The sequence below is a fragment of the Microbulbifer sp. YPW1 genome, from assembly GCF_013367775.1.
Classification (GTDB): domain Bacteria; phylum Pseudomonadota; class Gammaproteobacteria; order Pseudomonadales; family Cellvibrionaceae; genus Microbulbifer.
In genome coordinates this window covers 3772228-3798181 of sequence record NZ_CP055157.1, presented here as the reverse complement: position 1 = coordinate 3798181, position 25954 = coordinate 3772228, and the positions used below count along the sequence as shown (strand labels likewise).

Genomic DNA, 25954 nt, shown 5'->3' with positions numbered 1-25954 from the left:
GATTGGCATTTTGCGCCGCTTTTGCCAGCAGAAATGAAAACTCCTGCAATTGGTAGGGTGGCCCCGGGGTCGATATAATGCGCCAGCTTATAGATCGCCTACCGTAATTCGGCGACTGAATAATGAAACCTGCTGAGGAGTGACCTGTGGAACGCGAGTCAATGGAATACGACGTAGTCATCGTGGGAGCCGGCCCCGCCGGGCTTGCCGCCGCGTGCAAACTGCGTCAGATCAATGAAGACATCTCCGTCTGCGTCGTGGAAAAAGGCTCCGAAGTGGGCGCCCATATCCTTTCCGGTGCGGTATTCGAACCTACCGCCCTCAACGAACTGTTCCCGGACTGGAAAGAGCGCGGCGCACCTTTGGAAACCGCAGTCAAAGGTGATGACATCTATGTACTGCGCGGCCCGGAAAAGGCACTCAAGGTTCCGAATATGCTGGTACCCAGTACCATGCACAACGATGGCAACTACATCATCAGCCTCGGCAATCTGTGCCGCTGGCTTGCGGAACAGGCCGAAGCCCTGGGCGTTGAGATCTTCCCCGGCTTTGCCGCTGCAGAAGTACTGTATAACGAAGACGGCTCCGTAAAAGGTATCGCCACAGGCGATATGGGCGTTGGCGCCGATGGCGAACACAAAGACAGCTACATGCAGGGCATGGAGCTGCACGCCAAATACACCCTGTTTGCCGAGGGCTGTCGCGGACACCTGGGCAAGCAGCTGATCGCCAAATTCAGCCTGGACGCCGATCGCGATCCTCAGCACTACGGCATCGGTATCAAGGAAATCTGGAAAATCGACAGCGCCAAGCACCAGCAGGGCCTGGTAGTACATACCGCTGGCTGGCCGCTGGACGAATCCGGCTCTGCCGGCGGTGGCTTCCTCTATCACCTGGAAGACGACCAGGTAGTGGTTGGCCTGATCACCGACCTGTCGTACAGCAACCCGCATGTCAGTCCGTTTGACGAATTCCAGCGCTACAAGCATCACCCCGTGATCAAGCAGTACCTGGAAGGCGGTCAACGCGTTGCGTACGGCGCGCGCGCCATCGTAAAAGGTGGCCTGCAGTCCCAGCCCAAGATGACCTTCCCCGGTGGCCTGCTGATCGGTGATGACGCCGGCACCCTGAACTTTGCCAAGATCAAGGGCAATCACACCGCGATGAAGTCCGGCATGCTGGCCGCGGAGTCCGTGGCAGAGGCACTGGCTGCAGAGCGCACCAGTGATGAAGTCACCGACTACAGTGAGCGCTACAAGAACAGCTGGGCATGGAAAGAGCTGCATATGCAGCGCAACTTCGGTCCAGCACAGCACAAGTGGGGCAATATCCTTGGCTCGGCTTACGCGTTCCTCGACATCAATGTGTTCAAGGGCAAGCTGCCCTGGACCCTGAGCGACAACAAAGCGGATCACGCACAGCTGAAACCTGCGGCGGACTGCAAGAAAATCAACTATCCGAAGCCGGATGGCGTGCTGAGCTTCGACAAGCTCTCCTCGGTGTTTATCTCCAACACCAACCACGAGGAAGACCAGCCGTGCCACCTGACCCTGAAGGACAGCGATATTCCGCTGAACCACAACCTGCCGATCTATGATGAACCCGCACAGCGCTACTGCCCTGCCGGTGTTTATGAAGTCATTGAGGAAGGTGACAGCAAACGCTTCCAGATCAATGCACAGAACTGCGTGCACTGTAAGACCTGCGATATCAAGGACCCCACCCAGAATATCGTATGGGTGACGCCCGAAGGTGGCGGTGGCCCTAACTACCCCAATATGTAATCGGTCAGTCGATTGTTCAAAGGGCACCTCAGGTGCCCTTTTTTCATTCCGCCTTCAGCACTCCCCCCCTACCCTTTTCACCCATAAAAAAACCGGACACTGCTGCCAGCGTCCGGCCTATCAAGTCATCCCTGTTGCGTTTTAACTTCCAGGTATTTTTCTACTTACTGCGCAATACCGGTGATCAGAACTGGTATTGCGCACTCAGAGAGAACGACTGGCCCGGCTTCTGCTCGAACACGATCACATCCGCGCGTTCGATCTCGATGGCTTCATCCAGCATATTCTGCATTTTCGCCTTGATAGTGACCTCTTCGGTCGGGTACCAGGAGTAAGTCAGGTCCAGGGAGTGGAACGGCTGCTCGTAGGCATCGGGCGCGCCGTTGCGGCCGGCCAGGTACAGGCGATCACCAAACACGTTGTAGCCCAGGGTTGCGGAATGACTGCCATCCGGGGAATCAAAACCGATCAGCATATTCACAACGTACTCAGAGGCACCGGTCATTTCGCGAACCGGGGTAGTGGGCGCATCCGCTTCCGTACCCGCCACCAGCTCGGTTTCCTGCACGGTCAGGTTGCCCTGCAGGAAGAAGCTGTCCATAAACTCACCCATGAAACCAAGACTCTTCAGGCCTTCAATTTCGATACCGGTGATTTCACCGGACTCGGCGTTGATGATCTCGCGCGCCACGTTGGTATCACTGGAAGCCAATTCGAAAAATTCGATCGGGTCAGCAATGTCCTTATAGAACGCAGAAATCGTCAGGTTGTCGCCGCTGTCGAAGAACCATTCACCGCGAATATCAAAGTTGGTGATCTCAGACGGACGCGCGTTCGGGTTGCCCTTGATCTGCTCATCGGTAATCGGGTCGATATAGATGGCATCGGTGATTTCACGCAGGTCGGGACGGACCGCTGTCTTACTGGCGCCGAAGCGAAGCTGGAAGGTGTCGGCCCACAGGTTGCCCATGTAAGTCAGGGACACAGACGGGTAAACCGCATCTTCCACATACGTCGCATCGCGCAGCTCATCCGGATCATTGGTGATCTGCGGATCCTCGAGGGTGTAGCCGTAGGGGTTCCAGTCGAGCGCTACCTGGTTGTATTCCTCCCAGCGAGCACCGGCGGCAAGACGCCATGTCTCATTCAGCGTCCAGTCGACCTTACCAAACGCCGCGTCTGTCAGGGTCGCCGCAATATAACTCTGGTTATTGGAACCGGCGCGATCAAATACGTAGTTGTTGTCGGTATCCGTGATCTGGTCATCTCCAAACACGTCGTTCAGGCTACCACCCAGAGAGCTCGGATCATCCACGCTCAGCACGCCAATACGAAATTCGCTCTGCTTGTAGGTACGGCCTTTTTCAGTGCGGGCATAACCACCGCTCAGCTCCAGACTGGAACTGGAGAAGTACAGAGGCAGGGTCGCGCTCCAACCGTAGTTGATCACCTCGTCATCCAGCTCGGTAAAGCGGAAACCTGAGCTGTTTACGCCAACACTCACGGAGGAGGAAACCACCTCGCCGCTCGCATTGGTAATCGCGTCAGCACTGATACTGACTTCGTTGGGGATATCGGTGCGCGCGGACGAGTCGGAGTAGAACCAGTCTACGGTTGTCTCTTCAGGCACCCAGTTCAGCAGACCACCCGGCACCAGAGATTTACTCATCGGCCCGAACTGGTGGCTACCTTTCACCTGGTTTACCAGCATGTCGCGCTCTTCATACTTGATCGCATATTCGCGGAAACCACGACCATCAGAAATCTGGCGGTTTTCGTTGAAGTAATCGCGGATAGAGGCATCATCGTCGGTATTGCGCAGATACAGGCTGGTCAGGATAACTTCCTGTTCGTCCGCGTAGCGAATACCCAGGTTGACGTTCCCGCTGATATCTACCGAATAGGTAGAGGTGTTTTCGGTATCGGTACGCTCATCCGGGAAACCGTAACTGCGCTTGAGGGTTTCCTGCTCGCGCCACTTGTTCTTGTAGGAGCCACCCGCAAGGAAACCTACTTCCCAGTCGTCACTCAAGTAGAAACGATTACCAACGCTGCCTTTCAGATCCATATCCGGATTGCTGGATTCTTCCGTCAGCTCTACGTCGCGGTTCAGACTCAGTGCAAGATTGCGATTCAAGCGCTGTGCAGCGGCAATGGCTTGCGATGCGGAGGTAAACTCTCGGCCCTCGCGCTCGAGCCCCTTTCGAATATCCTGGACACCCAAACGGCCCTGAAAACGCTGAAGTGCGGCCTGCAGCTGGTAAGGCAGTGCACGGGTACCGTCATCGGTGCCAAACTGATCGTCATCGCCACCGTTGTAAGAAAGCACATCGCCATCGGTTTCGCTGTTCGTGCCGCTACCGATCTCGATGGAATAAGTCAGATCATCGGGAATGCCCTTGGTGCGGATATCCACGTTACCGCCACCAAAGGTTGCCGCCTGGTCGGCGGAATACGACTTCTGTACCGCGAGGGACTCGACCACAGAAGTCGGAAAAATGTCCAGCGGAATCACATTGCGGGTCAAATCCGGCGAAGGCACAGTGGCCCCGTTCAACGTGGTGCTGGAGTAACGCTCACCGAGACCGCGAACGTAAACAAACTTGTCGTTTACCAGGGAGAGGCCGGAGACACGGCGCAGTGCGGCAGCAACGGTGGAGTCACCTACCCGGCCAATCATTTCTGAACCGAGAATATCGGTTACCACTTCTTCGTCCAGGCGCTCGCTTACCAGCATTTCTGCGGAATCTTTCAGGCGCCCCTGAATCATAACTTCTTCAATTTGCGGGGCCTGAGGGCCCTCGACAGTATCCAGTTCTGCCTGCGCAAAAGCATTAGGAGCAATGATGGAGGCCGTGGCGATAGCCAGTACCAGCGGCGCTCGTTGAAACTTTTCGTTCTTTACCATTTCCCAGGCCTCTTATCGTTCCTGCGTATTGTTCTATTGGTCTATATTGATCGGCGGTAAACGTCCGCTACAACATCTCAGAATCAAATAGGGCGCCGACCCCAGATCTTGAAGGCGGCGCCCTTCATGGCCGGGGCATCACGCCCCGACCACGCTCAGCTTTTATTGCTCGAACCAGAGGGCCTGAGCACGACTACCTTCGTGCAGACCGTAGGTCCAGCCAGCAGTCCAATCAGTATCACCGGCACTCAGTGCACCCAGGTAAGCACGCTCAACCGGAGTAATAGTTACTGCAGCGTCGTTCACCATCATGCTGCCGGTGTCGATAGAGAAGACAGACAGTGCGCCTTCCAGTACCTGGAAGCCGGTATCGGCTGCGGCGGTCGGGTTCAGAGCGGCGGTAGCCGGAACGTTGGCAAATACGTTGCCGTTGGCAACCGCCCAGGTTTCCAGGTCGTCAGCACCGATGGGGCCGCCTTTTGTTTTGTCTGCACAGGCAAAGATGTTGGAAGTGATTGCAGCATCCAAGCCGGCTTCCAGTGCAGCCACGGTTTCATCGCTCTCTACACGCAGGCAGTAGTTGCTACCTTCAACACCGTTTTCATCCGCAGCGAAGGAGCCGATTACCATGGAGTTGGTAATCATCGGGAAGATACCTTCACGGAAACGCCAGCCAGCGCCTGGATCGTGAGTACCTTCAGACTGGGTGGAGATGATGCAGGTCAGACCATCGATCACCGGACGGCTGTTCAGGCCAGCCGCAACAATGTTGCTGTTGCGCTCGAGGTCGCTGGCATTTTCGGTAGAGTAAGAACCGATACCATCGGACTCGATACAGTGGTTACCGTCGGTCGCACTCTGAATAACCAGGGCGTTAGTGATGGAGCCGCTCCAGCCTTCGTCGATATCGATGGAGTCATCACGAACGTACATGGCCAGATAGTTTTCGAAGCTGACTGCACCACCAAACATTTCGATGCCGTCATCGTAAGTGGAGTAAACCTGCAGGTTTTTAACCATGGTGCCGGAACCAACAGCACTGAAGGTGATGCCGTTCAGCTCGTCACCGTTGGCCACTTCCGCACCGGTGTGCTTCACACGCACGTATTCCATCTGGCCGGAGCTATCGCTGTTGTTGTCACCACCATAGTTGGACTGGTCCTTACCGGCAGCGCCTTCAGCCAGTACGTGACATTCGGAAGTTTGCAGGTCAGCGTCGTAGGCACATTTGTTGGTGATGCCGAAGCCATTGATCACCATGCCGCCCCACTGCTGTACATCCTCAGGACCTACAGTGCCCTCTACGTCAGACAGAGAAGTAAAAGTGATCGGATCCTGAGCGGTACCCACGGCGAACAGCTGGGAGCCGCGGTTGATGACCATGAATTTGGTGCTGTTCGGGAAAGCTACGGTGGCACCGGCCTGAACAGTCAGTTTGGCGCCGTCGCCGCCTTCAGCGATACCGGCTGCAGCCATGGTGGTGTCGTCATCGTAGTTGTTGCCGACAAACAGGCTGCCTTCAAAGATGTGCGAACCGCCGTTTTCCAGAGCCGGGATAACCAGATCGACAGTAAGCGGATTGCCTGAGTCAACAAACGCAGCGCTATAAGTACAGTTACCAGTAGCGGAATCAAATTCGCCCTGCTTCACGCTGCCAGCTTTCTCGTAAGAAGCACACGGATTGTTTTCGACACCACCGTTGTCGCCGCCGCCGGTAGAGTTATCTACAGAGTTATCTTCGTTAACCGGAGCAATGTTGATGCCGCCGCTGTCACAGCCAGCCAGCAGACCAGTGATAGCAGCCGCAAGCAGCAGCTTCTTGGTTACAAGTTTCATGTATCCCCCTAACAAGGATGAAGTGAATTAATCCGTGAATATTTTTTTAATGCCAAAGCAATTTGGACGAGGGGGAGTCTAGGAATGGAGTGTTGCGAAAATGTTACGAATGAAAGACGCAGACAAAAAATTTAGCGAATTAATTCAAAAATATTTCATTGTGAATTTTTTGTGTCGATTGCGTTTCTATATTATTTCCAGAATATTTCAGGGATATCCCGAAACCGGGATATTACAAAGCGACAATAGAAAAATAGCGGGGGACAAGAAAATAATAGAGGGGAAAAACCAGCCACTGGTTAATTATTGAGCCGACATCCACAGCGATCAATAATCAACCAGATCAGTACTCGCCGAGTAAAAATTCCTCACCATTACTTTTCAACCACAGCTGACACAACCTGGCTGGCGGCTCTTGAGGCTCTCGTGGCTCAGCCCAATCGATGAGCTGGTAGTAAACGTCGCGCGACATCCGGCCTTCAAGCCCTGCGCGCACTTCAATATACGGGATAGGCAGCGGCGGATCGCCAAACGGCTTGAGCATCAAAGGGTGGGATTTATCGATAGGAACAACATCACCGGTATTGGTGGTCAGCAATACCTGATCCCCTTCCCTCGCCGCCTGGGTCACGAGGAAAGGGACATCCTCTACACGGATACGCCATTTTTCCACCGGCGTAACCAGGTAGTAATGGCGGCCCTCCCGCTTGAGAATACTGGCAAACAGCTTTACCAGCGGCTGACGCTTGATTTCTGAACCCTCGTGAATCCAGTGGCCATCGGCCTGGATCACGAGGTCCATATCGCCGCACAATTCAGGGTCCCATTGGGCCACGGGCGGGTGACCGCGGAACTCCTGCTGCAGTTTTTCAAGTTGCTGGAAAAGCGGTTCAGCCAAAGCTACTACCCGGGGTCGCGGACGGTGTCTGCGCTTGCGGTTCGGACTGGGACTGACCAACACCGCGTCGACCAGAGATGTCGCCAATGTGCACACCAACGTCCATGATAAACTCCATCAGGCCTTCGCGATCCTCGATCACGTCGGCGAAAGACTTGGAGTGATATAGCTCGACTGCGCCCTGAACCAATGCCCAGTAGGTGGAGTAGTAATAGTAGGCGGGCACTTTTTTGAGTACGCCCTGCTCCATGCGGCGTTCAAACACGCGGTTAAGTGCGGACGCGTTGGAATTTCGCAGAGCGTGCAGCTCGGCAATCATTTCCGGCGCCAGGTTGAGCGCGATTATCTTCTCTTCCAGTCGCTGGAAAAGTCGATCCCGGGCGGGGTCCGCCATGCGGGACTCAAAGTAGGCTCGAGCCGGCGCCGTAATATCGCCCTGCTCTGCGGTCGCGACGGCGCTTTTCAGGCGCTCAGTCAGAGATTTCTCATAGTCCATCAGCAGGCGCATGTAGATCTCCGTCTTGGAGATGAAATGCTTGTAAATGGTCCCCTTACCGATGTCTACCCGCTCGGCGATCTGCTCAACGGTTACCTTCTCTTCACCGTGTTCCAAGAGCAGCTCCAGTGCCGCATCCAGGATACGCTGCTCCCGCGCGCGAAATCGCTGAACCTTCTCTTTTGCCTTATCCATACTTCCGACCTTAGCTGTCCGTGAATTTGGAGACTGAAATTGACTATCCATTCATGAATGATAGGCAATTCCCCTAGCTTGGAAAAGTAATTCCACAGCTTGCTGCAAGACTTTGCGTCCAATCACACCCGATCAATGACTAAAACCGTGATTCTATTCACATCGTATCGGGCCTCCACGACTGGGCGCACTCACCCTGCACGCGATAAACAGTGCTCCCGCCTCATACATTGACTCTAGTCGGTCACCCCCTGTTTGGTCACTTTTCAACCTCAGTTTGCGCCGCAGTTTTAGTTTTCTTCACAGAAGAGCATTTGGGCGACGCCAAACCGTCACAGCGTGACGCACTACCATAAATTTATTGCATGCAATATTATGTTTTTGCACCCAATGAATAACAGGAGGACGCATACGACGGAATAACGACGGGCAATGTGCGACATCGGCCCGGCGCACGCCGGACTCGTGACCAGCTTCGCCCCATCCTGACTTGAACACATGCAAATAATAAAGAAGAGACAACAATGATCACGAACCTAAAGAAGGTGTCGGTAAACTCGATTGTTACCGGCCTCACCGGGTTACTGCTAGTAGCCGCATCACAAGTGCAAGCCGCACCGCAACCGGCAACCCCGACGCCACAAAGTGCGAATAGCGCACAGCAATACAGTACGCCGATGAGCAACTCACGGGTAACTGCGCCGGTGGAACCCCGCTATCAACCCCCTACTTCCACTGCTACACCACAGCAGTCGAGCCCCCAAACGCTCTCCATAAGCACCATGGCAGAACCTCTCGCCACCTGTGAGGTTACCGGATATGCGCAAAACACCGGCCAGGCGCTGGTGAACCATATCCTCGACTCTGAAACCAGCTGTATCAACGATCTGTATGACGGTGACAGCAATAGTTTCGCGAGTTTCACTCCGCAAAAAATGATTACAGTAGCCAATGCCGCCTCACAAATGGCCGCAGATTACGTCGCATCAGGTGGGGACAGCAGCGTCAACAAGCTGTTCTATTTTCTGCGGACCGGCTATTACATCGAGTATTACTACCCGGACAATGTGAGTTTCGACTCCGCCGTGCAGAGCGCGGTTGTAGGTGCACTGGACAGTTTTACCGGAAATCCAGATTTTTACAGTGCATCCAGTAGTCACGGGGAAGCGATCCGCGATGCCATCGTACTGATCGACAGCGCAGGTGAGAATGCGCGCTACCTCCCAGTGGTAAAAAACTGGCTACAGAGCTGGAATCAGAATGCCGGTTCCTTCAGCAGTATGCGTGCGGCAGTCAATGGCATTTTCACGGTACTGTTTCGTGGTCACTACATCCAGGAATTTGTCGATACCGCGAGCAGCGATCCCCAGCTGATGCAGTCGCTGGGCGCATTCGCCCGCACCGACTGGATGCTGGATTCCTCGGCCTTGTTCATGCAGGAAAACGCCGGACGAGAACTGGCGAGATTTCTGCAACATGACACGGCGCCTGCGTACGCCGCGGTTCAAAACCAGGTACAGCAGGTACTGGACCGCTACAGCATGACCGGCACTGGCAAAAGTGTGTGGATTGCGACGGCCGGAAATGCCGAATACTACGGTGACTGTAATGATTTCGGTATCTGCGGATTTGCCGAATATCTGGAGCAACAGGTACTGGCTGACCGACACACTTGCAGCAGTAGCCTGCGTATCCACGCGCAGGATATGAGCAGCACCGAAATGTCTGACTCCTGCTCACAGCTGGCAGATCAGGAAACCTACTTCCACCAACTGCTCGCGACCAACTACAACCCGGTCGCGGATGACCTGAATACCGATCTGGAAGTGGTGGTATTTGACGATTGGGATGAGTACAACACCTACGCCTCGTTGTTCTACGGTATCGACACCAATAATGGCGGTATGTACCTGGAAGGTGATCCATCAAGTACTGATAATCAGGCGCGATTCATTGCCCATGAAGCGGACTGGTTACGTCCGGATTTTGAAGTCTGGAACCTGACGCACGAGTATGTTCACTACCTGGATGGCCGCTTCAACCTGTATGGGGGCTTTGGCGATGCACGTACCGGCACCCATAAAACCGTGTGGTGGATCGAGGGACTTGCAGAGTATGTATCCAAACAGGATTTCAACGATACCGCGATAGATCTCGCCCGCTCCGGGGAATTCAACCTGAGTGAGATTTTTGCCAACACCTACAGCAGTGGGCAGGATCGGGTATACCGCTGGGGCTACCTGGCAGTGCGCTTCATGTTTGAAAAGCACCACAGCGAAGTCGTCCAACTGCTGACATACCTGCGCGCAGGTGACTACGACGCTTACCTGAACTACCTCAACAATATCGGCACCACTTACGACAGCGAGTGGCATAGCTGGCTGCAACAGGTTGAAAGCACCACTGACGGCGGTGGCGATAATGGCGGTGACGGTACACCTACTGCCCTTTCCAATAATGTGGAAGTTAGCGGAATCTCCGTTGCAACTGCCGGAGAAGACCTGCACTACTACGTTGATGTCCCGGCAGATACAGAGAGCCTGAGTATAGCCATCAGTGGTGGCACTGGCGATGCGGACCTTTACCTGCGCTACGGTAGTGAAGCCACCGACACCGAATACGCATGTCGTCCCTATATCGGCGGCAATACGGAAGTCTGTGATGTCGAAAACCCGCAACAGGGTCGCTGGTTCGTTAGAGTGAAAGCCTACCAGGCATTTAGCGATGTCAGCCTGCTGCCCAGTTTCGTCACCGGCAGCACCCTTTCCTGCAGTGGCACCCCGGTTTCCTACGGGAATCTGGAACTGGGGAGCAGCACTTGCCTGTCCGACAGCAGCAGCCTCAACTATTACTACACCTACATTCCGGAAGGAACCAGCATCCTCACCGTGAAACTCTTCGGAGGCCAGGGTAATGCTGACCTGTATCTGAACGATGCTACCTGGGCCACTGAGTCCGATTACGATCAGCGCGCTACCAATAGTGGTAACGAGGAAACACTGACCGTGAGCGCACCGGACTCTGGCTGGTACTACATATCGGTCGTTGCCACTGAGCCGTACAGCAACGTCGGCATCCAGCTGATCGCCAATTAACCACTCGCAAACGGGTAGTCAATCCCGGCCTGGTGCCGGGGTTGCTGCCTTTAACTCTTCGATAAGAAATTACTAAAAGAGCTTGGAGAATCTCGCTTGATGTATTCCATATATTCTCTACCTACAAGGTTCACTTTACTCTCCGCCATCGTGGCGGTAATCATCAGTGCCTGCAGCCTCAAGCAAGGCACGAATGACGAAGTTGCCCAAATACTTTCCCCCGACAGTCAACTGTGGCAAACCGGCGATATCCATACGCCCGAACATTTTCACAGATCCATTGAACATCTCGGCCAATTACTCTCCACATCGAATCCCGACCTCGGCGAGGTGGACCGGCTGTTGTATTTTTTGCGCGCCTACAGCTACTTCGGGCCGTACGAACCCATTGACCATATACAGTGGCTGACGCTGGATACGGTAATTACCAGACTTCGTGAGCACCCGGCGTTCAGCGCGGACGGCGACCAAGCGGCACGCTTGCAGGAGCACTTCGCCGTCACCCTCTTCCGCTTCTACGACAGGGACCCTCTGGCCGCCCGATTACAACCCCATATGGATACGCTTCTCGCGGTTCTTGAGCGATACCAGAGCGGCGATCTATCCGCACCCAAACAATATGCCCTTTGGGAGAGTCTCCGTGCAGTTGGTTTTCTTGGCTACCAGGCACGCAGCAACCAAATGATTGCCGACACCCTTTTAGATCACAAGCGCCTGGAAAGCACGCTGCTCGATTTTTCTCGCAGTGACAATGGATTCACCGATGAGCGCAGCTGGCCGCTGAATCACGCTTTGTGGGCACTGGGTAATCTGCAGCTATTGATGGACGAAGAACAGGGCAAACTTCTGGACGAAACTGTGTGGCGGTTGCTTTCCAGAGACCTCACTGGCTTGAGCCAGGCACAGCAACAAGCACTGTATACCCGGCCATATCTGGTCACATCGTTTCGCGGAAAAAGTGCGTGTGAGGAGGAATTTCCCGAGCGCTGTGCCTTGCCGGATGAATCTATCGCGCTGCCGATTACCCACGATTGCTCGGAATCTTTGGTAATCAGAGCCAACAGCATGGGCGATGCCGCGCTGCTAAGCGCCTGTGAAAAGATGCTCGCACAGGAACAGGACTTCCACTTCAAGCTGGCGAGTGACGGGCAACCCGTAGCCAAAGATCACAATAACAAGCTCGAGGTAGTCGTGTTCGACAATTACAGTCAATACAACCAGTACGCCTCGCTGTTATTCGATATCAATACCAACAATGGCGGCATGTATCTGGAAGGCACGCCGGAGGAGCCGGGTAATCAGGCGCGCTTCATCGCGTTCGAGGCCTTCTGGAAGGACCCGGATTTCACCATCTGGAATCTGGAGCATGAGTACGTGCACTATCTGGATGGCCGATTCAACAAACGGGGCGGCTTCGGGCATTTCCCCAGTCACATGGTCTGGTGGTCGGAGGGACTGGCAAACTATATTGCACAGGGAGAGGACTACGACAGCGCCCAGCGGGACCTGAACAAGAGCCGTCCATCGGAATACCCGAGCCTCGCCGATATCTTTGCCACTACCTATGAAGACGGTTCTACCCGGGTTTACTCCTGGAGCTACCTCGCCATCCAGTTCCTGTACCAACAGGACCGAAGCCACTTGTCACGCCTGGCCGACCACCTTCGCGCTGACGATTTCGAAGGCTATACGGCGGAGCTCGAAAAACTCGCAGATACCCTGCAACCGGCCTTTGCCGACTGGCTAACACAAAGAGCGAGTACAGAAAAAACGGCCGCTGAGCCGGAGAAGTTACCGCGCCGGCTATACCGCTACCTATATCGCGACTATCTCCAGCCGCTGGAGCTCTCCGCCGGAGAACAACACCGCCATCTCGGATGAGATCGCGGTAAGTTCGTGCCGCAGGCAACCGCCTGCGGCAGTCTCCCTCCACCTGTCCACCCGCCAAGTTTTCCGGCGGATCTGCCCAACGATGAACCTCGCTGTAGCCGCTCCAGCCCTACTCTCACACTGCTAGCTGCAAACCACAGAAAAAACCCATTGCACACAAAAGCACATTTGGTTAGTGTTAATGTGCTCTTGCACACAAAATAAAACATAACACTACAAGGGGAACAGCATATGCAGACCTCCAAGAAACTGCTGGCCATCGCCATTGCGGCGACCGCCAGTCATTCCGCCCTGTCACAATCCGCGACGAACGACAATGCCGACAGCAATGTCGGGGATGCAGCGCTCGTCGAGGAACTGGTGGTAACCGGATCGAGAATTCAGCGCTCCACTTTTGATACGCCATCGCCCACATCGGTGATCGATAAAGAAGCGATTCAGATGACCGGTGAGCTGAACCTGAACGAGGTGCTCTCGACCATGCCTCAGTTTGGTTCCGGCTACGATGCCACCAGTGGCAGCTATTCATTTGGTAACTCCGGCCTCAATGCGCTGGATATGCGGGACCTTGGCGTCAAACGGACCCTGTCGCTGGTAAACGGGCACCGCCCGGTGCAGATCACCAGTGACAACAACACCATGGTCACCGAAATTGGCATGATTCCCGCGGAACTGGTGGAGCGCATAGAGGTGCTGACCGGTGGTGCATCCGCTGTCTACGGTGCCGATGCGGTCGCTGGTGTGGTGAATTTCATCCTCAAAGACAACTATGAGGGTGTTTCCGTGCGGACCCAGCTGGGCACCACCGAAGAAGGTGGCGCGGACAACGGATCCCTCACTTTCACCTTCGGTGAAAACTTTGCAGACAACCGCGGTAATTTCGCTTTATCCCTGGACTACTTCGAGCAGAAGCCTCTCTACTATCGCGATCGCGAAAGTGCTGCGGGCCGCACACGCTATATTCCCAACCCGGAAAATACGGGCCCGGAAGATGGTATCCCGGATTTCATCATCCACAACAACATCACCTACCCGGACTTCAATATCACCGGAAATGCTTTTGGTGTATGGAATCCGGAATACGGCGAAAGCGACTGGTACCAGCTGAATGGTGATCAGGCGCAACTGAGGACACCAGCGTCTGCCCTTTCCCAGGGATGGATGGCAACCGACGGCAGTGGTTACGATCCCAACGCGTACAACTTTGCCCGCAGCCCGTTCGAGCGCTTGAATGGCTACAGTCGCGTCACCTATGACCTGACCGACACTACGCGCTTCTCAGCGGACCTTATGTACTCGAAGACCGAGTCTTACGATGAAATCGATCCCGATTTTATCTGGGGTACCTGGACGACGGTTGAAGATCTTGAGTCAAACGGCATCGCCATACCCACCGGTGTGCAGCAGGTATTGTCCGACTACGGCGACAACTGGCTTTTACTGCCTTATACCTTCTCCAATGCTGGCCCCCGCTGGCATACCACCGAGCGGGAATATGTCGCGGTCAGCGCAACCCTCGAAGGCGAGTTTAAAAATGGCTGGAAATGGGACACCTACTTCAATACCGGCATGACGGACTCCCAGCTCACCCAGGGCAATAGCCTGCGTTACGACCGTTTAGACAGCAGTAATTTCACCCTGATCGGCCCTTGTGTAGAGGACGGAACTTGCCCGGACTTCTCACCATTTACGCCTTCGTCTGACGCTGTACACGACTACGTCATGGCCACCCATACCACCAATACGGATGTGGAGCAGCATGCATTCGCTGCAAACCTGACGGGGGATCTGCTCGAATTGCCGGCGGGGTTTGCGAAATTCGGTGCAGGCTTTGAATCTCGCTACGAAAGCCTCGACTACCAGCCTTCCGAGCTGTGGAAATCCGGCGTACTGAGCTCCCAGCAAACCGCCATTGATGACGTGAGCCGCACGGTTCATGAAGCCTACGGGGAACTGCTGGTTCCACTACTCGCCGACTTGCCACTCATGCAGAGCCTGGAGTTCGAAGCGGCAGTTCGCGGTGCAGAATACTCCACCGAAGCCGCCAACTTTACCAGCTGGAAAACCGGGCTTAACTGGGCGATCAACGACAGCCTGCGTTTCCGCACTGTGTACTCCAAAGCCGTGCGCGCCCCGCAACTGGGCGAAATGTACCTCGGTACCAGTATCGGCTATACCGACCTGACCGACCCTTGTGATGCCGATGAAATTGATGGCGGCCCCGCCGACGGTCGCCGCGCCGCCAACTGCGCCGCATTGGGTATCGATGCCGGCTGGGACTCCAACCTCAAGGGCCAGCGTGGCCGGGTAATTTCTGAGGGCAACCAGGATCTCAAGGAAGAAGATGCGACGACCTTTACCGCGGGCTTTGTATTCACGCCGTCGTCCATCGATGGCCTCAATATTTCAATCGACTACTACGATATCGATCTGACCGACATGATCGTGCGCTTTGGAGCGAGCAACACCCTGGCGCTGTGCGTGGATTCGGAAAGTGTTAACAACGATTTCTGTACCCAGGTTGTGCGCGCCGCGAGCGGCGATGTCGAGTCCGTCCGCGATACCTACATCAATGCGGATGGCTCACGCCGCACCGGTGTGGATATTGAAGCGGATTACCAGTTTAGCCTGGTGGACGCGTTCAATCTGCCCGGCGATATGCGGTTTAACCTCGTCACTACGCGTCAGCTGGAGAGTTCCTATTCTGCCACCAACAACCTTACCGGGGAGCTGGAAACCACGGACTATCTCGGCGAGTTTGGCGTGCCCAAATGGAAAGCGGATCTTCGCACCAGCTACTACCTGAATGATCTGTCGGTGAGCCTGACCACCAAGTTTACCCAGGGTGGGCCTATTGACCTGGATGGCCGCGCAGAGCGCTACGAAAGCAGTGAAGTAAAAGACTCCCTCTACTTCAATCTGTGGGCGGGATACCAGATTGTGGAATCGACGCAGCTGTACCTGGGCGTCAACAACCTGAGCGATGAGCGTTGGACCGACCATCCCTACACATCCTATGGTTCAGCCAACTATTCGCTGCTGGGACGCACCTTGTACGCGGGGGCCCAGCTCAAGTTCTGAGGCATTAAACGTATTCACCACGGCCTGTCGTCTTACTAAATAGTACTCGATCGTACTCACAGGTACTTGCCCCGAGGGGCTTTCTTACAGAGAACGTTGGACCTCTCTGCTTATGCGCCGCTCTGCGGCGCTTTTTTTTGCCCGCTGATTGTCACTCCCTGCTTGGTGACGCAAACCCCGGACATAAAAAATCCCGGCTCGTGGCCGGGATTTTGTGTTCTCTGCAGCCCTACCTTTTGAGTGGGCCAGGTCAATGATTCAATCAGAAATCATAGCGGGCCACCAGACTGAAGTAACGCGCGCGACTTCTCATTTCAGTCAGTCCATAGTCCGGATTGATTTCCAGCCCATTGGTGCCCTGTACCGAGCGGATCTCGTTGACATCCAACGGTGCATCGTCATTCAGCGCATTGTAGATGGTGCCCTTGAGCAAGAGATCTCCATCAAATAGCGGCATACGATAGGCAAGGGACAAATCCAGTTGCTTGCTCCAGGGCAGGTTACCGGCCGAGCCACGCGGTGCCGGGTTGCCGCTTTCGTCATAGAACGAAGCTTCCCCGTAGTACTGACTGATGCAGTCGCTCCAGGGACTGCCCTCAGCACAGCTATCCACGCCTGCAGGATGAATACTGAAATAGTTCTGCGGCCGCCCGGAAACCAGTGAGGTAACAAAGCCAAAGGTCAGGTCATCACTGAGATCGTAGTAGCCATTCAGTTTGAAAGCGTGGCGATGGTCATTGGGAAGATCACCGTATCCGTGGTCCATCAGGTCGGCGTAATCATAAGATGTGGTCCAGCCCGGATCGGCCTGGTTGTTGTCAGTCCGTACCAGTCCTTCCGTATTGCCGTAACTGTGCGACCACGTATAGGAAGCATCCAGGAACAGCTGGTCGCTAACCTGGCCACGCAGGGATGTCTCGAGTGCGAGATACCGTCGCGACGCTTTGGGCAGTGCCAGCTCTTCGGCAGAAAGGCTCACGCTGTCTGGCTGTCCATCACCGTCAAAGTCATAGCGGATGTTGACGTCTTCACCGGGATTAAGTAGTACGTAATAGCTGCTCTGGCCAACGTTATCCTCGATACCATTTGCTTCCAGATAATTGCTCAGTACCGGGCCAATATCCGAGTCTTCCACCGATCGCTTGAGATCCCGGTATACACCGCGAACACCAAGTACCATACCGTCCAGCACCAGTGTTTCCATACCGAGGGTGAACTCGTCAGAGTACATACCTTCGAGATTACCGCTGGCAATCAGTTCCGGCTCCACAATACCCTGCTGACGCACGTAGCTATGCAGCAGGTCACCACGGCTAGGTGAGCCGTCTTCGTTCAAAGCGACCCGGCCGCCGGTGTCGGTGGTTCCCGGTTCGTAATAATCGAACGTCTCGCGGGAGTAAGAACCCTGAGTGATGTTCATGTTGGCGGAAACCGGCTGGTAGTAGCGCCCGTAAGTGGCAAACGCCTTGCTGTTACCGTCCCCGTTAAAGTCCCAGATTGCCTGGATTCGCGGCGAGATACCTTCATTTTTCACGAAGGCTTCCCCACCGGTTACGGTATTTTCAAACTGCTCGTAGCGGGCACCGAGGTTCAGGGTGAAATCATCGGTGACCGTCCACGAATCCTGCAGGTAGAGCGCCGTTGCACTTACCGTTGAGTCGGTACCGCGTACGCGAATCCGGCGCTGAACGAGACTTGTGCCCTGCGGCTGCAGAGAGGGATCGTTGTCCGTGGCGAGACGCTGTTGCCACCAGCCGCGGGCGTCGCCCTCGCCGTTCTGGTTTTCCTGATAGAACACATCCACGGTACTGTGATCCACGCCCACCTTGATGGCGTGATCCAGCAGGTCATAACTCAAATCCAGACGTACCTGATCGCGGATATAGTCCTCGTCGTAAATCGTCGAATCACTGTGGTTACTGAAACTGACGCAGGTAGCGCGACAGTCGTACACGGAAGGCAAGTTGTTCAGGGCAGAGTTGTATACCGTCTCCTGGGTACGGCCAGCGGTCAGGTCCACGGTAAGTGCATCGGTCAGGCGACCGTTGTAGTGCATCCCGTATACCTGGCCGCCCTCTCGACTTTTGGTTTCTCCGAGATAATCGCCGACCTGATTTTGATCCGGAGTATAGGAAAAGCTCTGGTATTCACCATTTTCTTCATTATTGATAGCGGTGAAGTCCACTGCATGGTCTTCGTTGATAAACCAGTCAAGCTTTACCAACCAGCGGTCTTCCTCCCGCGTGCGATCGTAAAAGCTGGAGCCGCTCGCCCATTGATCGTCCGTTTTGCGCGGGCTGTACAAGGCGTAGAAGAACGCTTTGTCGGGAACAATCGGGCCACTGGCCCACACCTGCGCCTCGTGGAAATCCATCTCGCTCTGCTCGGTATTGAGGGTGTACTCCCCGGCCGCATTGCGCACCGAACTGTGCTGGCTGCGCAATCCATCCGGGTCCATACGCAGCTGTGAGCCGAAATTGAATTCGTTGTTACCAGACTTCGAGACCGCATTGATGATCCCTCCCAGGGCACCGCCGAATTCCGGGTCGATCGCCCCGGTCTTGACCTGGGTCTGGCTGATGGCCTCCCACGGCAGGGCAATGGAACCAAGCCCGGTTTTGATATTGGATACATTCAATCCATTCAGGTAATAGCCATTCTCCGCAGAGGACGCACCGCCGAAGCTGGAAGCACCGTTGAAACTGCTACCACCGGCACTCACAACACCCGGTGCAAGCTGCGCCATCGCTTCAAATCCGGTATTGACCGGTAGCAGTTCCAGCTTCTCCTGGGTGATGACGACACCCGCGGTGGAGGAGCCGGTATCGACCGGACGCCGCATGCTGCCGGTCACTTCAACGATTTCCAACACTTCCCCGGGTTCGGCCAGTGTCCCGTCGTAGACAACGGCCTGCCCCACCCGCACCAGCACCTCTGGCGTGCTCGCTGTGTCGTAACCCTCTTTTTCAAAACGCAGGGTGTACTCGCCCACTGGCAAATTGCGCAGGTTGTATTCACCCTTTGCGTTACTGGTGACCGTGCGTGTAAATCCCTTGCCGATGTGCGTCACAGTAATTTCAGCGCCGGCCAAGACCTCACCGCGCGCACTGATTACCTGCCCCTTCAGGGTCCCCCCTGAAGTATCCGCCGCCAATACGGCGGTACTGCCCAAGGTGGCGCTAATGGCGAGCGCCAGTAGTCCTTTTTTGATTTCCATAGTCTCTATAACCCTCGGTTTATTCTCGATATTTATTATTGCGCCCAAAATATTTTTGCACGCAATATCAACTTAAACATATCTTGTGTACAATGACAACAAACGAGAATAACGAGTCAGCGACAGACAGGGGGCACCAGCATGGGCCAATCGACACTGGTACAGTTAGACACCGCAAGACCGACAGCATCAGCAACTAAGGTGTCGGAGACACTCGAGGATAGCCGCAGCCGAGGCGCTGGTTTCGGTCGCAGTTTCTACGTGGCGAATGCCATGGAGATTTTTGAGCGGCTCGCCTGGTATGGTTTCTTCACCCTTTCCTCGCTGTATATGAGCTCTGGCGTAGAGTCTGGTGGGCTCGGGTTTTCTGATATCCAGCGGGGCACCATTCAGGGCATCATTCCATTCCTGCTGTATCTGTTACCGGTATTCACCGGGGCGCTGGGGGACCGCTACGGGTACAGGAAGATGTTCTTTATCGCCTTTGCCATCATGACACCGAGCTACTACCTGCTTGGCCAGGTCAGTAGTTACGGCGCCTTCTTTACGGTACTGCTGTTAGTGGCCATCGGTGCGGCAATATTCAAACCTCTGGTGGTGGCGACAGTGAGCCGAACCACCGATGATCAGAACCGGGGAATAGGCTTCGGTATTTTCTATACCATGGTGAATGTGGGGGGCTTTGTGGGCCCTTTAATTGCCGGGGTGATCAAGGCCATCAGCTGGGACTGGGTGTTTACTCTTGCCTCCGCCTGGATCGCGGTCAATTTCCTATTACTTCTTGCCTATAGGGAGCCGGTAGCCACTACCCCCAGATCGAGCGCTAAAAATCCCGTCTCGATCGTGACGGATATCGCCCGGGTAATGAAAAACCGGCCGTTTGTAATTTACCTGTTGATAATGGCCGGCTTCTGGGCCTGCTATAACCAGCTATTTCTGACACTGCCCCTGTATATACGGGACTTTGTCGATACTGCTCCCTTACTCGAAACCGTAGCCAGTTTCAGCCCCGATGTCGCCGGTGCGATTGCATCGGAAGACGGCACACAAGTGAGCCCGGAATTCATTACCGCATTTAACTTTGGCAGCATACTCCTGTTACAGATCGCGGTGAGCACCTGGTGCCAGAGCTTGCCCGCTCTCAGAGTGCTGGTCATGGGAACCATTACCGTAGCCGCCAGCTTTCTATGGATTGGCTTTGGTCCCATCTGGGGTGGATTGGGTGTAGTCACCGCGGTGGTGGCCTTTTCCGTCGGCGAAATGCTCGCATCACCGAAAAGCCAGGAGTATGTCGCGGAGTCCATGCCCAGCGCCCAAGCCGCGCTGTTTATGGGCTACTACTTTCTATCCATGGCACTGGGCTTTCTGCTCGCCGGACTGATGTCCGGGTGGGGTTACGGGACCCTTGCCAAGACCATGGGAAGACCTGACCTGATGTGGGGATGTTTTGCAGTCCTTGCGTCGATAACCGCAGCCGGCCTGCTCTGCTACCACCGCCAGTTTTCTATTCAACGCCAAAACCAAGACAGACGCGAAGAAACCCCATGACTCGTACAGATATCGCCAGAAAGTCCATCCACCAACGCGGCCTGGACGGCCTGCTTGTAGCCAGCATGCCCAATATCCGCTATTTAAGCGGCTTTGCCAGCGACGAACAGAATGTCGCCCTGCTGCTAATCACGCGCGAGCAACAATTCCTGATCACCGATTACCGGTTCGGAGAACAGGCCTCGGAGCAATGCACCCCGGATACCGAAGTCATCGTGCGCGATCGGGCGCGTGAGTCACTTGGCCAAACCATCTGTCGACTCGCCGGTAAAGGGGGCGTACACAAGCTCGGGTACGAGCAGGATCACTTTACCTGCAGTGCCTGGCAATTGATCGCGGACGCCCTCTCACCAACCCTCGAGCGCACTACTGCCGTTTCCGGACTGGTCGAGCCGCTGCGCCGTATCAAAGAAAACGTAGAAATCGAATCCATGCGCCGTGCCGCGCAAGTAGGTGACCAGGCTCTTGAGCGGCTGCTCACGATACTGCAGCCCGGAATGAGCGAGCGGGAAGCGGCCATCGAACTCGAGTATGCATTGTTAAGGCAGGGATCAGAGGGTCTCGCCTTCCCAACCATTTTTGCCTCGGGGCCCCGCAGCTCACGTCCTCACGGTATGCCCAGCGAGAGGATAATTGAACGTGGAGACCTGATCACCATCGATTTTGGCGCGGTCATCGATGGTTATCGCTCGGATATGACCCGCAGTATCGTAATGGGTAGTGCCGACCCGGAGCAGCGCAAGGTCTATGCGCTGGTACGCGAAGCCCAGCAGATCGGCCTTGATCACCTCTCAGCCGGGCAACCCTGCTCGCACCCCGCGCAAGCGGTAAGTGAATTTCTGTCGCAATCGGAATATGCCCGCTTCGCCGGTGAGGGACTTGGTCACGCACTGGGTCTTGAGACCCATGAAAAACCTTATCTCGCGGCGGGCGAAGATACATTGATGGAAGCGGGATTTGTGGTGACGGTAGAACCTGGCATCTACATTCCAGGCTGGGGCGGTGTGCGCATTGAAGATGACGTACTGATCGGCGATGACGGCATCGAAATTCTCAATAACTTCAGTAAGGAACTTATTGAGGTTTGATCGGAAAGTGTCGGGCTAGTTCGAGATCACGATAATCCGGTGGAGGACACCTCTTCCACCGGATTTTCTGTTCAGAAGCGTGTAATGGAAAATGGCGTGAGGTCCAGTTCCGGGCGCTTTCCTTCCAGCTGGTCTGCAAGCAACTCTGCAGTAATCGCGGCTTGCGTCAGCCCCAGGTGCTGATGCCCGAAGGCAAACAGCTGGTTCGGGTTTTTCGGGGACGCACCAATCACCGGCAGTGAATCCGGTAGCGATGGCCGGAATCCCATCCAGCGCTGCGCCCCCTGACTTTGCAGGCCAGGCAAAATTGATTGTGCATGCTGGAACAGGATATCCGCCCGTCGATTGTCGGCCGGGGCCTCTAATCCCGCCAACTCCACCGTACCAGCCAGACGCACCCCCTCCTCCATCGGCGTCATCACAAACGAGCGCTCGAAGGACACCATCGGCCGGGACAGAGTACAACCTGGCTCTGGCAGCATCAGGTGATAGCCGCGCTCGGTGTCCAGAGGCACAGAAAAGCCCAGCTGCCTGGCCAGGGGGCGGGACCAAGCCCCAGCAGCGAGAATGACTTTTTGTGCACGCAGCGCACTGCCATCGGCCAGTGCGACTCGTGTCGTACCATTCGGCAGAGTCTGCACACCGCTCACATTCTGTTGCAGGAAAACGCCACCCTGAGCGCAGAAGCGGGAAACCAGTGACTGCACCAGCCGGAAAGGATTGACGGTATGCGCGGTTTTCGGAAAGAAGAGCCCACCCGCAATATTTTCACCGAGTGCCGGTTCCAGATCCCGTATCTCTGCGCGATCCAGAGACTCGATTTCCACACCGAATCCCCTGAGTCGCTCGACGGTTGCCCGGTTCTTCTTTGCTGAGTGCCGGGACTCATAAATGGTGAGCGCGCCCTTCCTGGTCATCAGATCCTGTAGCTCGAGACGCGTCAACAATCGGTCGTAACTATCAATAGACCGGCTGTTCAGCGCGCGCAGATTGTCGCAGGAGCGACGCACATTACCGGGAAGCGCGGCCAGCGCAAACCGCATTAACCAGGGCAACATCTTCGGCAGATACTGCCACCGAATGGACAGAGGCCCCAGGGGATCTGCAAGCATTTTAGGGAGAGCTAGGATGGTCTGCATGTTAGCCAGGGGCAACACGACATCTGTCGCAAAATGTCCCGCATTGCCATAGGAGCAACCATTTCCGGGCGTGTCGCGATCCACCAGCAACACCTGGTGTCCGCGGCTCTGCAACTGCTCGGCAATGGCCGCACCGACAATGCCGCCTCCGATCACAACAACTTCATGTTCTGCGTTACTGTCTTTCACTCTGGTCACTATTCTTTTATCCAGCCATTTGAGCGCGTTGTTGTACTAGTGATCCAGCTCAATCACACCACTGCATTGCTATCTGCATCAACATGCAGAAGGTCAACCGCCCTCTCCTTCGCCAGTGCCTTGAACGCATCCCGGCTCTGGTTTTCTACGCGGTCCTCGTGGATAAACAGGCAGTCTTCTACCCTGACACCACCATATTTGCGGAATTCGTCGATCTTTGCCCAATTCACTTTACGGCTGTGTTTGTTGTGTGCCAGCTCGCCAAGCAGCATTTCCATGAAGTAGATACCCGGTTCGATGGTCAGGGCCTGGCCAGCCTCGATGGTGCGCGCCAAACGCAAATAAGGTGCGCGCGGGTCGCGCAGGCTGGCCCGCATTCTCGGCGCCATCTGGTAGCCGCCGACATCGTGTACCTGCAGCCCGATAAAGTGCCCCAGGCCACAGGGGAAAAATACGTTGGTAATCCCCTCGGCCACCATGTCTTCCGGATCCATGGCGACGAAGTTGAATCGCTGCAGGATTTCGGCAATTTTGAAATGCGCGCGCCAGTGCAGATCGGCAAAACTTTCACCGAGCTTTACCTCGCCAACCAGTGCCTGCTGCGCCTGGTCCACTGCCTGTAAAAGCACAGCGTACTCGCCATCGCGAAACGCATAGCTACGGGTTATATCACTGGCATAGCCTGCGTAATCTGCACCCGCATCAATCACAAGGGAGTGTATGTCGCTTGCCGCCATCTTGTCCCTGTCAGCACCGTGATAATGTAACACCGAGCTGTGGCCATTCATGGCAACAATGTTGGTATAGGGCAACTCGACTTCCAGCACCCCGGCGCCTCGCAAATAGGCGTGGTGGATTTCCAGCTCGGTACCACCCGCCATAAACGCATCCCCCGCCGCCATATGCCCGGCTGCGCTGATGCGATTGGCGCGGCGCAGGCACTCCGCTTCATAAGCGGTTTTGTAGGCCCGGTAGTAGTGCAGCTCATCGACAAGTGCACGGGGATTCACCTGGGACTTTGCCAATCCAGACATGCAGGACGCATCTTCGCCGATAAATGCACAGCGACTCATATCTCCTTCGAGCGCCGCCGCCACATCCTCCACGGCCGTCACCAGCTCGATATCAAAGAAGTCCGCCCAATAGCCCGCCGGGTCAGACGGTGGCTTGTGCCAGTAGTCCTCGGGCTGGAAGTAAATCAGACGCGGCTTGCTACCGATCCGGTAATCGATTGCGCAATGCGGATGTGCCAACAGCGGCAGCCAGTGTTTGAAATGCGGATTGACCTTGAACGGGTAATGGTTGTCGTCGAGAAACGGGACCAGCGAACCTCCCGAATGAATAACCACCCGAGAGTACCCTGCCGCCTCCATTGCCTTTGTGTGACGGTGGATGAGTGTATCTATATGCGCTGGGTACAAAGCGGCCAATGTAGTCATCTGCGATCTCTCCGGTACGAATGCGTATCAATTCTATAAAGGAGGCTGTTACCTGGTGCTCGAGGCCTGCGAAATGTGGCTCGCGAGATATTTATCGGTTGACAGCCATCGAAAACTTTATTTATTGTACACAAAAACACATACGGGCAAAGCGCTTTTTACCACCGCCAGCGCAATCCCACCCCATTCGCACAACAAACATGCAGTAACCATGATGAGGAAGTCCCATGCAGATTAATTGGAGCGGCGTATTCCCGGCAGCCACCACTCAGTTCAACGCCGATGAAACGGTGAATATTCCGGCAACCCTGGCCCACCTGGAAGTGATGCTTGAAGCGGGTATTAATGGATTGGTCATGCTTGGCACCGTGGGAGAAAACTGCTCCCTGAGCCAGGAGGAAAAGGCGGAAGTGCTGTCGGCCACGGTCAAGCATGTCAACGGCCGCGTGCCGGTACTGACCGGGGTATCCGAGTACACCACCACCCAGGCAAAGGAATTCGCTCGCGCCGCACAGCGGGCGGGTGTAGACGGCCTGATGGTTCTGCCACCCATGTCCTACAAGGCGGACGCCACGGAAATCGTGACCCATATCCGCGGCGTCGCTGCGGCCACGGACTTGCCGGTGATGGTGTACAACAACCCCGCCTGTTACGGCGTGGACGTATCGGCGGAAGCGGTAGCCGACCTCGCACAGGTGCCCAATATTGTTGCGGTAAAAGAGGCATCCGATGACCCGCGCCGCCTCACCGATATCGCCAATCTCGTGAGCGATGATTTTGTACTCTTCTGCGGCGTTGACGACCTGGCCCTTGAGAGTATCGCGCTCGGTGCCCACGGATGGATTTCGGGACTGGTCAATGCGTTTCCACGGGAGAATCGCCTGATGTGGGACCTGGCCACCAGCGGCAACTTTGAGGAAGCACGCAAAGTGTATCGCTGGTACACCCCACTGCTGCACCTCGATACCAAACCCAAGCTGGTGCAATACATCAAGCTGGCAGTGCAGGAATGCGGCTACGGTAGCGAACTCTGCCGCAATCCACGCCTGAACCTGGCCGGTGAAGAGCGCGAACAAGTGCTGAAGATAATTCGCACCGCAATCGCCACCCGTCCGAACATTCAGTAAGACCAGTGAGTGGAG

At 55.4% G+C, this 25954-nt stretch carries 15 protein-coding genes; 8 read left to right on the top strand and 7 right to left on the bottom strand.

The features are described from left to right. Nucleotides 1-161 precede the first annotated feature (161 nt). Nucleotides 162-1784, top strand: coding sequence for an electron transfer flavoprotein-ubiquinone oxidoreductase (locus tag HUW35_RS15400; RefSeq protein ID WP_219932725.1), 1623 nt, complete (start codon nt 162-164; stop codon nt 1782-1784). Between the two features lie 184 nt (nt 1785-1968). Here the strand turns inward: HUW35_RS15400 and HUW35_RS15395 are convergent, their stop codons facing one another. Both HUW35_RS15395 and HUW35_RS15390 read right to left on the bottom strand, forming a co-directional pair. Further along, the gene (locus tag HUW35_RS15395) at nt 1969-4692 is read right to left on the bottom strand and encodes a TonB-dependent receptor domain-containing protein (RefSeq protein ID WP_181253116.1); all 2724 of its coding nucleotides are present in this window, start codon (nt 4690-4692) and stop codon (nt 1969-1971) included. A gap of 162 nt (nt 4693-4854) precedes the next feature. After that, on the bottom strand, nt 4855-6528 hold the full coding sequence (locus tag HUW35_RS15390) for a serine/threonine protein kinase (protein ID WP_181253115.1): 1674 nt from the start codon (nt 6526-6528) through the stop codon (nt 4855-4857). A gap of 109 nt (nt 6529-6637) precedes the next feature. Here HUW35_RS15390 and HUW35_RS18780 point away from each other — a divergent pair, with 109 nt between their 5' ends. After that, nucleotides 6638-6838 (top strand): hypothetical protein, encoded by a 201-nt coding sequence (locus HUW35_RS18780; protein ID WP_219932601.1) that lies wholly within the window; start codon nt 6638-6640, stop codon nt 6836-6838. Nucleotides 6839-6871: 33 nt separating this feature from the next. On the opposite strand, the gene HUW35_RS15385 is transcribed toward HUW35_RS18780, so the two are convergent. Beyond that, on the bottom strand, nt 6872-7426 hold the full coding sequence (locus tag HUW35_RS15385; protein WP_181253114.1) for a DUF1285 domain-containing protein: 555 nt from the start codon (nt 7424-7426) through the stop codon (nt 6872-6874). Then, entirely contained in the window at nt 7419-8117 is a 699-nt protein-coding gene (locus HUW35_RS15380) for a TetR/AcrR family transcriptional regulator (protein WP_078084781.1), read from the bottom strand. Before HUW35_RS15380 ends, HUW35_RS15385 begins: the two co-directional genes overlap by 8 nt. A 524-nt stretch (nt 8118-8641) precedes the next feature. On the opposite strand from HUW35_RS15380, the gene HUW35_RS15375 reads away from it, so the two are divergent. The 3 genes from HUW35_RS15375 (at nt 8642) to HUW35_RS15365 (ending at nt 16183) form a co-directional block, all read left to right on the top strand. After that, on the top strand, nt 8642-11212 hold the full coding sequence (locus tag HUW35_RS15375; protein ID WP_181253113.1) for a M9 family metallopeptidase: 2571 nt from the start codon (nt 8642-8644) through the stop codon (nt 11210-11212). Between the two features lie 99 nt (nt 11213-11311). Next, entirely contained in the window at nt 11312-13093 is a 1782-nt protein-coding gene (locus tag HUW35_RS15370) for a collagenase (RefSeq protein WP_181253112.1), read from the top strand. Nucleotides 13094-13333: 240 nt separating this feature from the next. Continuing rightward, nucleotides 13334-16183, top strand: a complete 2850-nt coding sequence (locus HUW35_RS15365) for a TonB-dependent siderophore receptor (protein WP_181253111.1) — start codon at nt 13334-13336, stop codon at nt 16181-16183. 262 nt (nt 16184-16445) lie between these two features. On the opposite strand, the gene HUW35_RS15360 is transcribed toward HUW35_RS15365, so the two are convergent. Continuing rightward, nucleotides 16446-19400 carry a TonB-dependent receptor gene (locus HUW35_RS15360; RefSeq protein WP_181253110.1) on the bottom strand — a complete coding sequence of 985 codons (2955 nt, stop codon included), beginning with the start codon at nt 19398-19400 and terminating at the stop codon, nt 16446-16448. Between the two features lie 201 nt (nt 19401-19601). On the opposite strand from HUW35_RS15360, the gene HUW35_RS15355 reads away from it, so the two are divergent. Further along, nucleotides 19602-20948, top strand: a complete 1347-nt coding sequence (locus tag HUW35_RS15355; RefSeq protein ID WP_255463336.1) for an MFS transporter — start codon at nt 19602-19604, stop codon at nt 20946-20948. Next, the gene (locus tag HUW35_RS15350) at nt 20945-22036 is read left to right on the top strand and encodes a Xaa-Pro peptidase family protein (protein WP_181253108.1); all 1092 of its coding nucleotides are present in this window, start codon (nt 20945-20947) and stop codon (nt 22034-22036) included. Before HUW35_RS15355 ends, HUW35_RS15350 begins: the two co-directional genes overlap by 4 nt. A 71-nt stretch (nt 22037-22107) precedes the next feature. On the opposite strand, the gene HUW35_RS15345 is transcribed toward HUW35_RS15350, so the two are convergent. Both HUW35_RS15345 and pepQ read right to left on the bottom strand, forming a co-directional pair. Next, nucleotides 22108-23373: an FAD-binding oxidoreductase gene (locus HUW35_RS15345; protein WP_219932600.1), complete on the bottom strand. Its 1266-nt coding sequence runs from the start codon at nt 23371-23373 to the stop codon at nt 22108-22110. A gap of 53 nt (nt 23374-23426) precedes the next feature. Continuing rightward, entirely contained in the window at nt 23427-24812 is a 1386-nt protein-coding gene (pepQ, locus tag HUW35_RS15340) for a Xaa-Pro dipeptidase (RefSeq protein ID WP_181253106.1), read from the bottom strand. A 227-nt stretch (nt 24813-25039) separates the two neighbouring features. On the opposite strand from pepQ, the gene HUW35_RS15335 reads away from it, so the two are divergent. Beyond that, complete coding sequence (locus tag HUW35_RS15335; RefSeq protein WP_181253105.1) at nt 25040-25939, top strand: dihydrodipicolinate synthase family protein; 900 nt, start codon at nt 25040-25042, stop codon at nt 25937-25939. Nucleotides 25940-25954: the final 15 nt, after the last annotated feature.

Excerpts from the sequence above, each read along its gene's own strand:
- HUW35_RS15370 (WP_181253112.1), top strand. The coding sequence starts at position 11,312 with ATGTATTCCATATATTCTCTACCTACAAGGTTCACTTTACTCTCCGCC.
- HUW35_RS15395 (WP_181253116.1), bottom strand. The coding sequence starts at position 4,692 with ATGGTAAAGAACGAAAAGTTTCAACGAGCGCCGCTGGTACTGGCTATC.
- HUW35_RS18780 (WP_219932601.1), top strand. The coding sequence starts at position 6,638 with ATGAAAGACGCAGACAAAAAATTTAGCGAATTAATTCAAAAATATTTC.
- HUW35_RS15365 (WP_181253111.1), top strand. The coding sequence starts at position 13,334 with ATGCAGACCTCCAAGAAACTGCTGGCCATCGCCATTGCGGCGACCGCC.
- HUW35_RS15350 (WP_181253108.1), top strand. The coding sequence starts at position 20,945 with ATGACTCGTACAGATATCGCCAGAAAGTCCATCCACCAACGCGGCCTG.
- HUW35_RS15390 (WP_181253115.1), bottom strand. The coding sequence starts at position 6,528 with ATGAAACTTGTAACCAAGAAGCTGCTGCTTGCGGCTGCTATCACTGGT.
- HUW35_RS15360 (WP_181253110.1), bottom strand. The coding sequence starts at position 19,400 with ATGGAAATCAAAAAAGGACTACTGGCGCTCGCCATTAGCGCCACCTTG.
- HUW35_RS15380 (WP_078084781.1), bottom strand. The coding sequence starts at position 8,117 with ATGGATAAGGCAAAAGAGAAGGTTCAGCGATTTCGCGCGCGGGAGCAG.
- pepQ (WP_181253106.1), bottom strand. The coding sequence starts at position 24,812 with ATGACTACATTGGCCGCTTTGTACCCAGCGCATATAGATACACTCATC.
- HUW35_RS15375 (WP_181253113.1), top strand. The coding sequence starts at position 8,642 with ATGATCACGAACCTAAAGAAGGTGTCGGTAAACTCGATTGTTACCGGC.
- HUW35_RS15400 (WP_219932725.1), top strand. The coding sequence starts at position 162 with ATGGAATACGACGTAGTCATCGTGGGAGCCGGCCCCGCCGGGCTTGCC.
- HUW35_RS15335 (WP_181253105.1), top strand. The coding sequence starts at position 25,040 with ATGCAGATTAATTGGAGCGGCGTATTCCCGGCAGCCACCACTCAGTTC.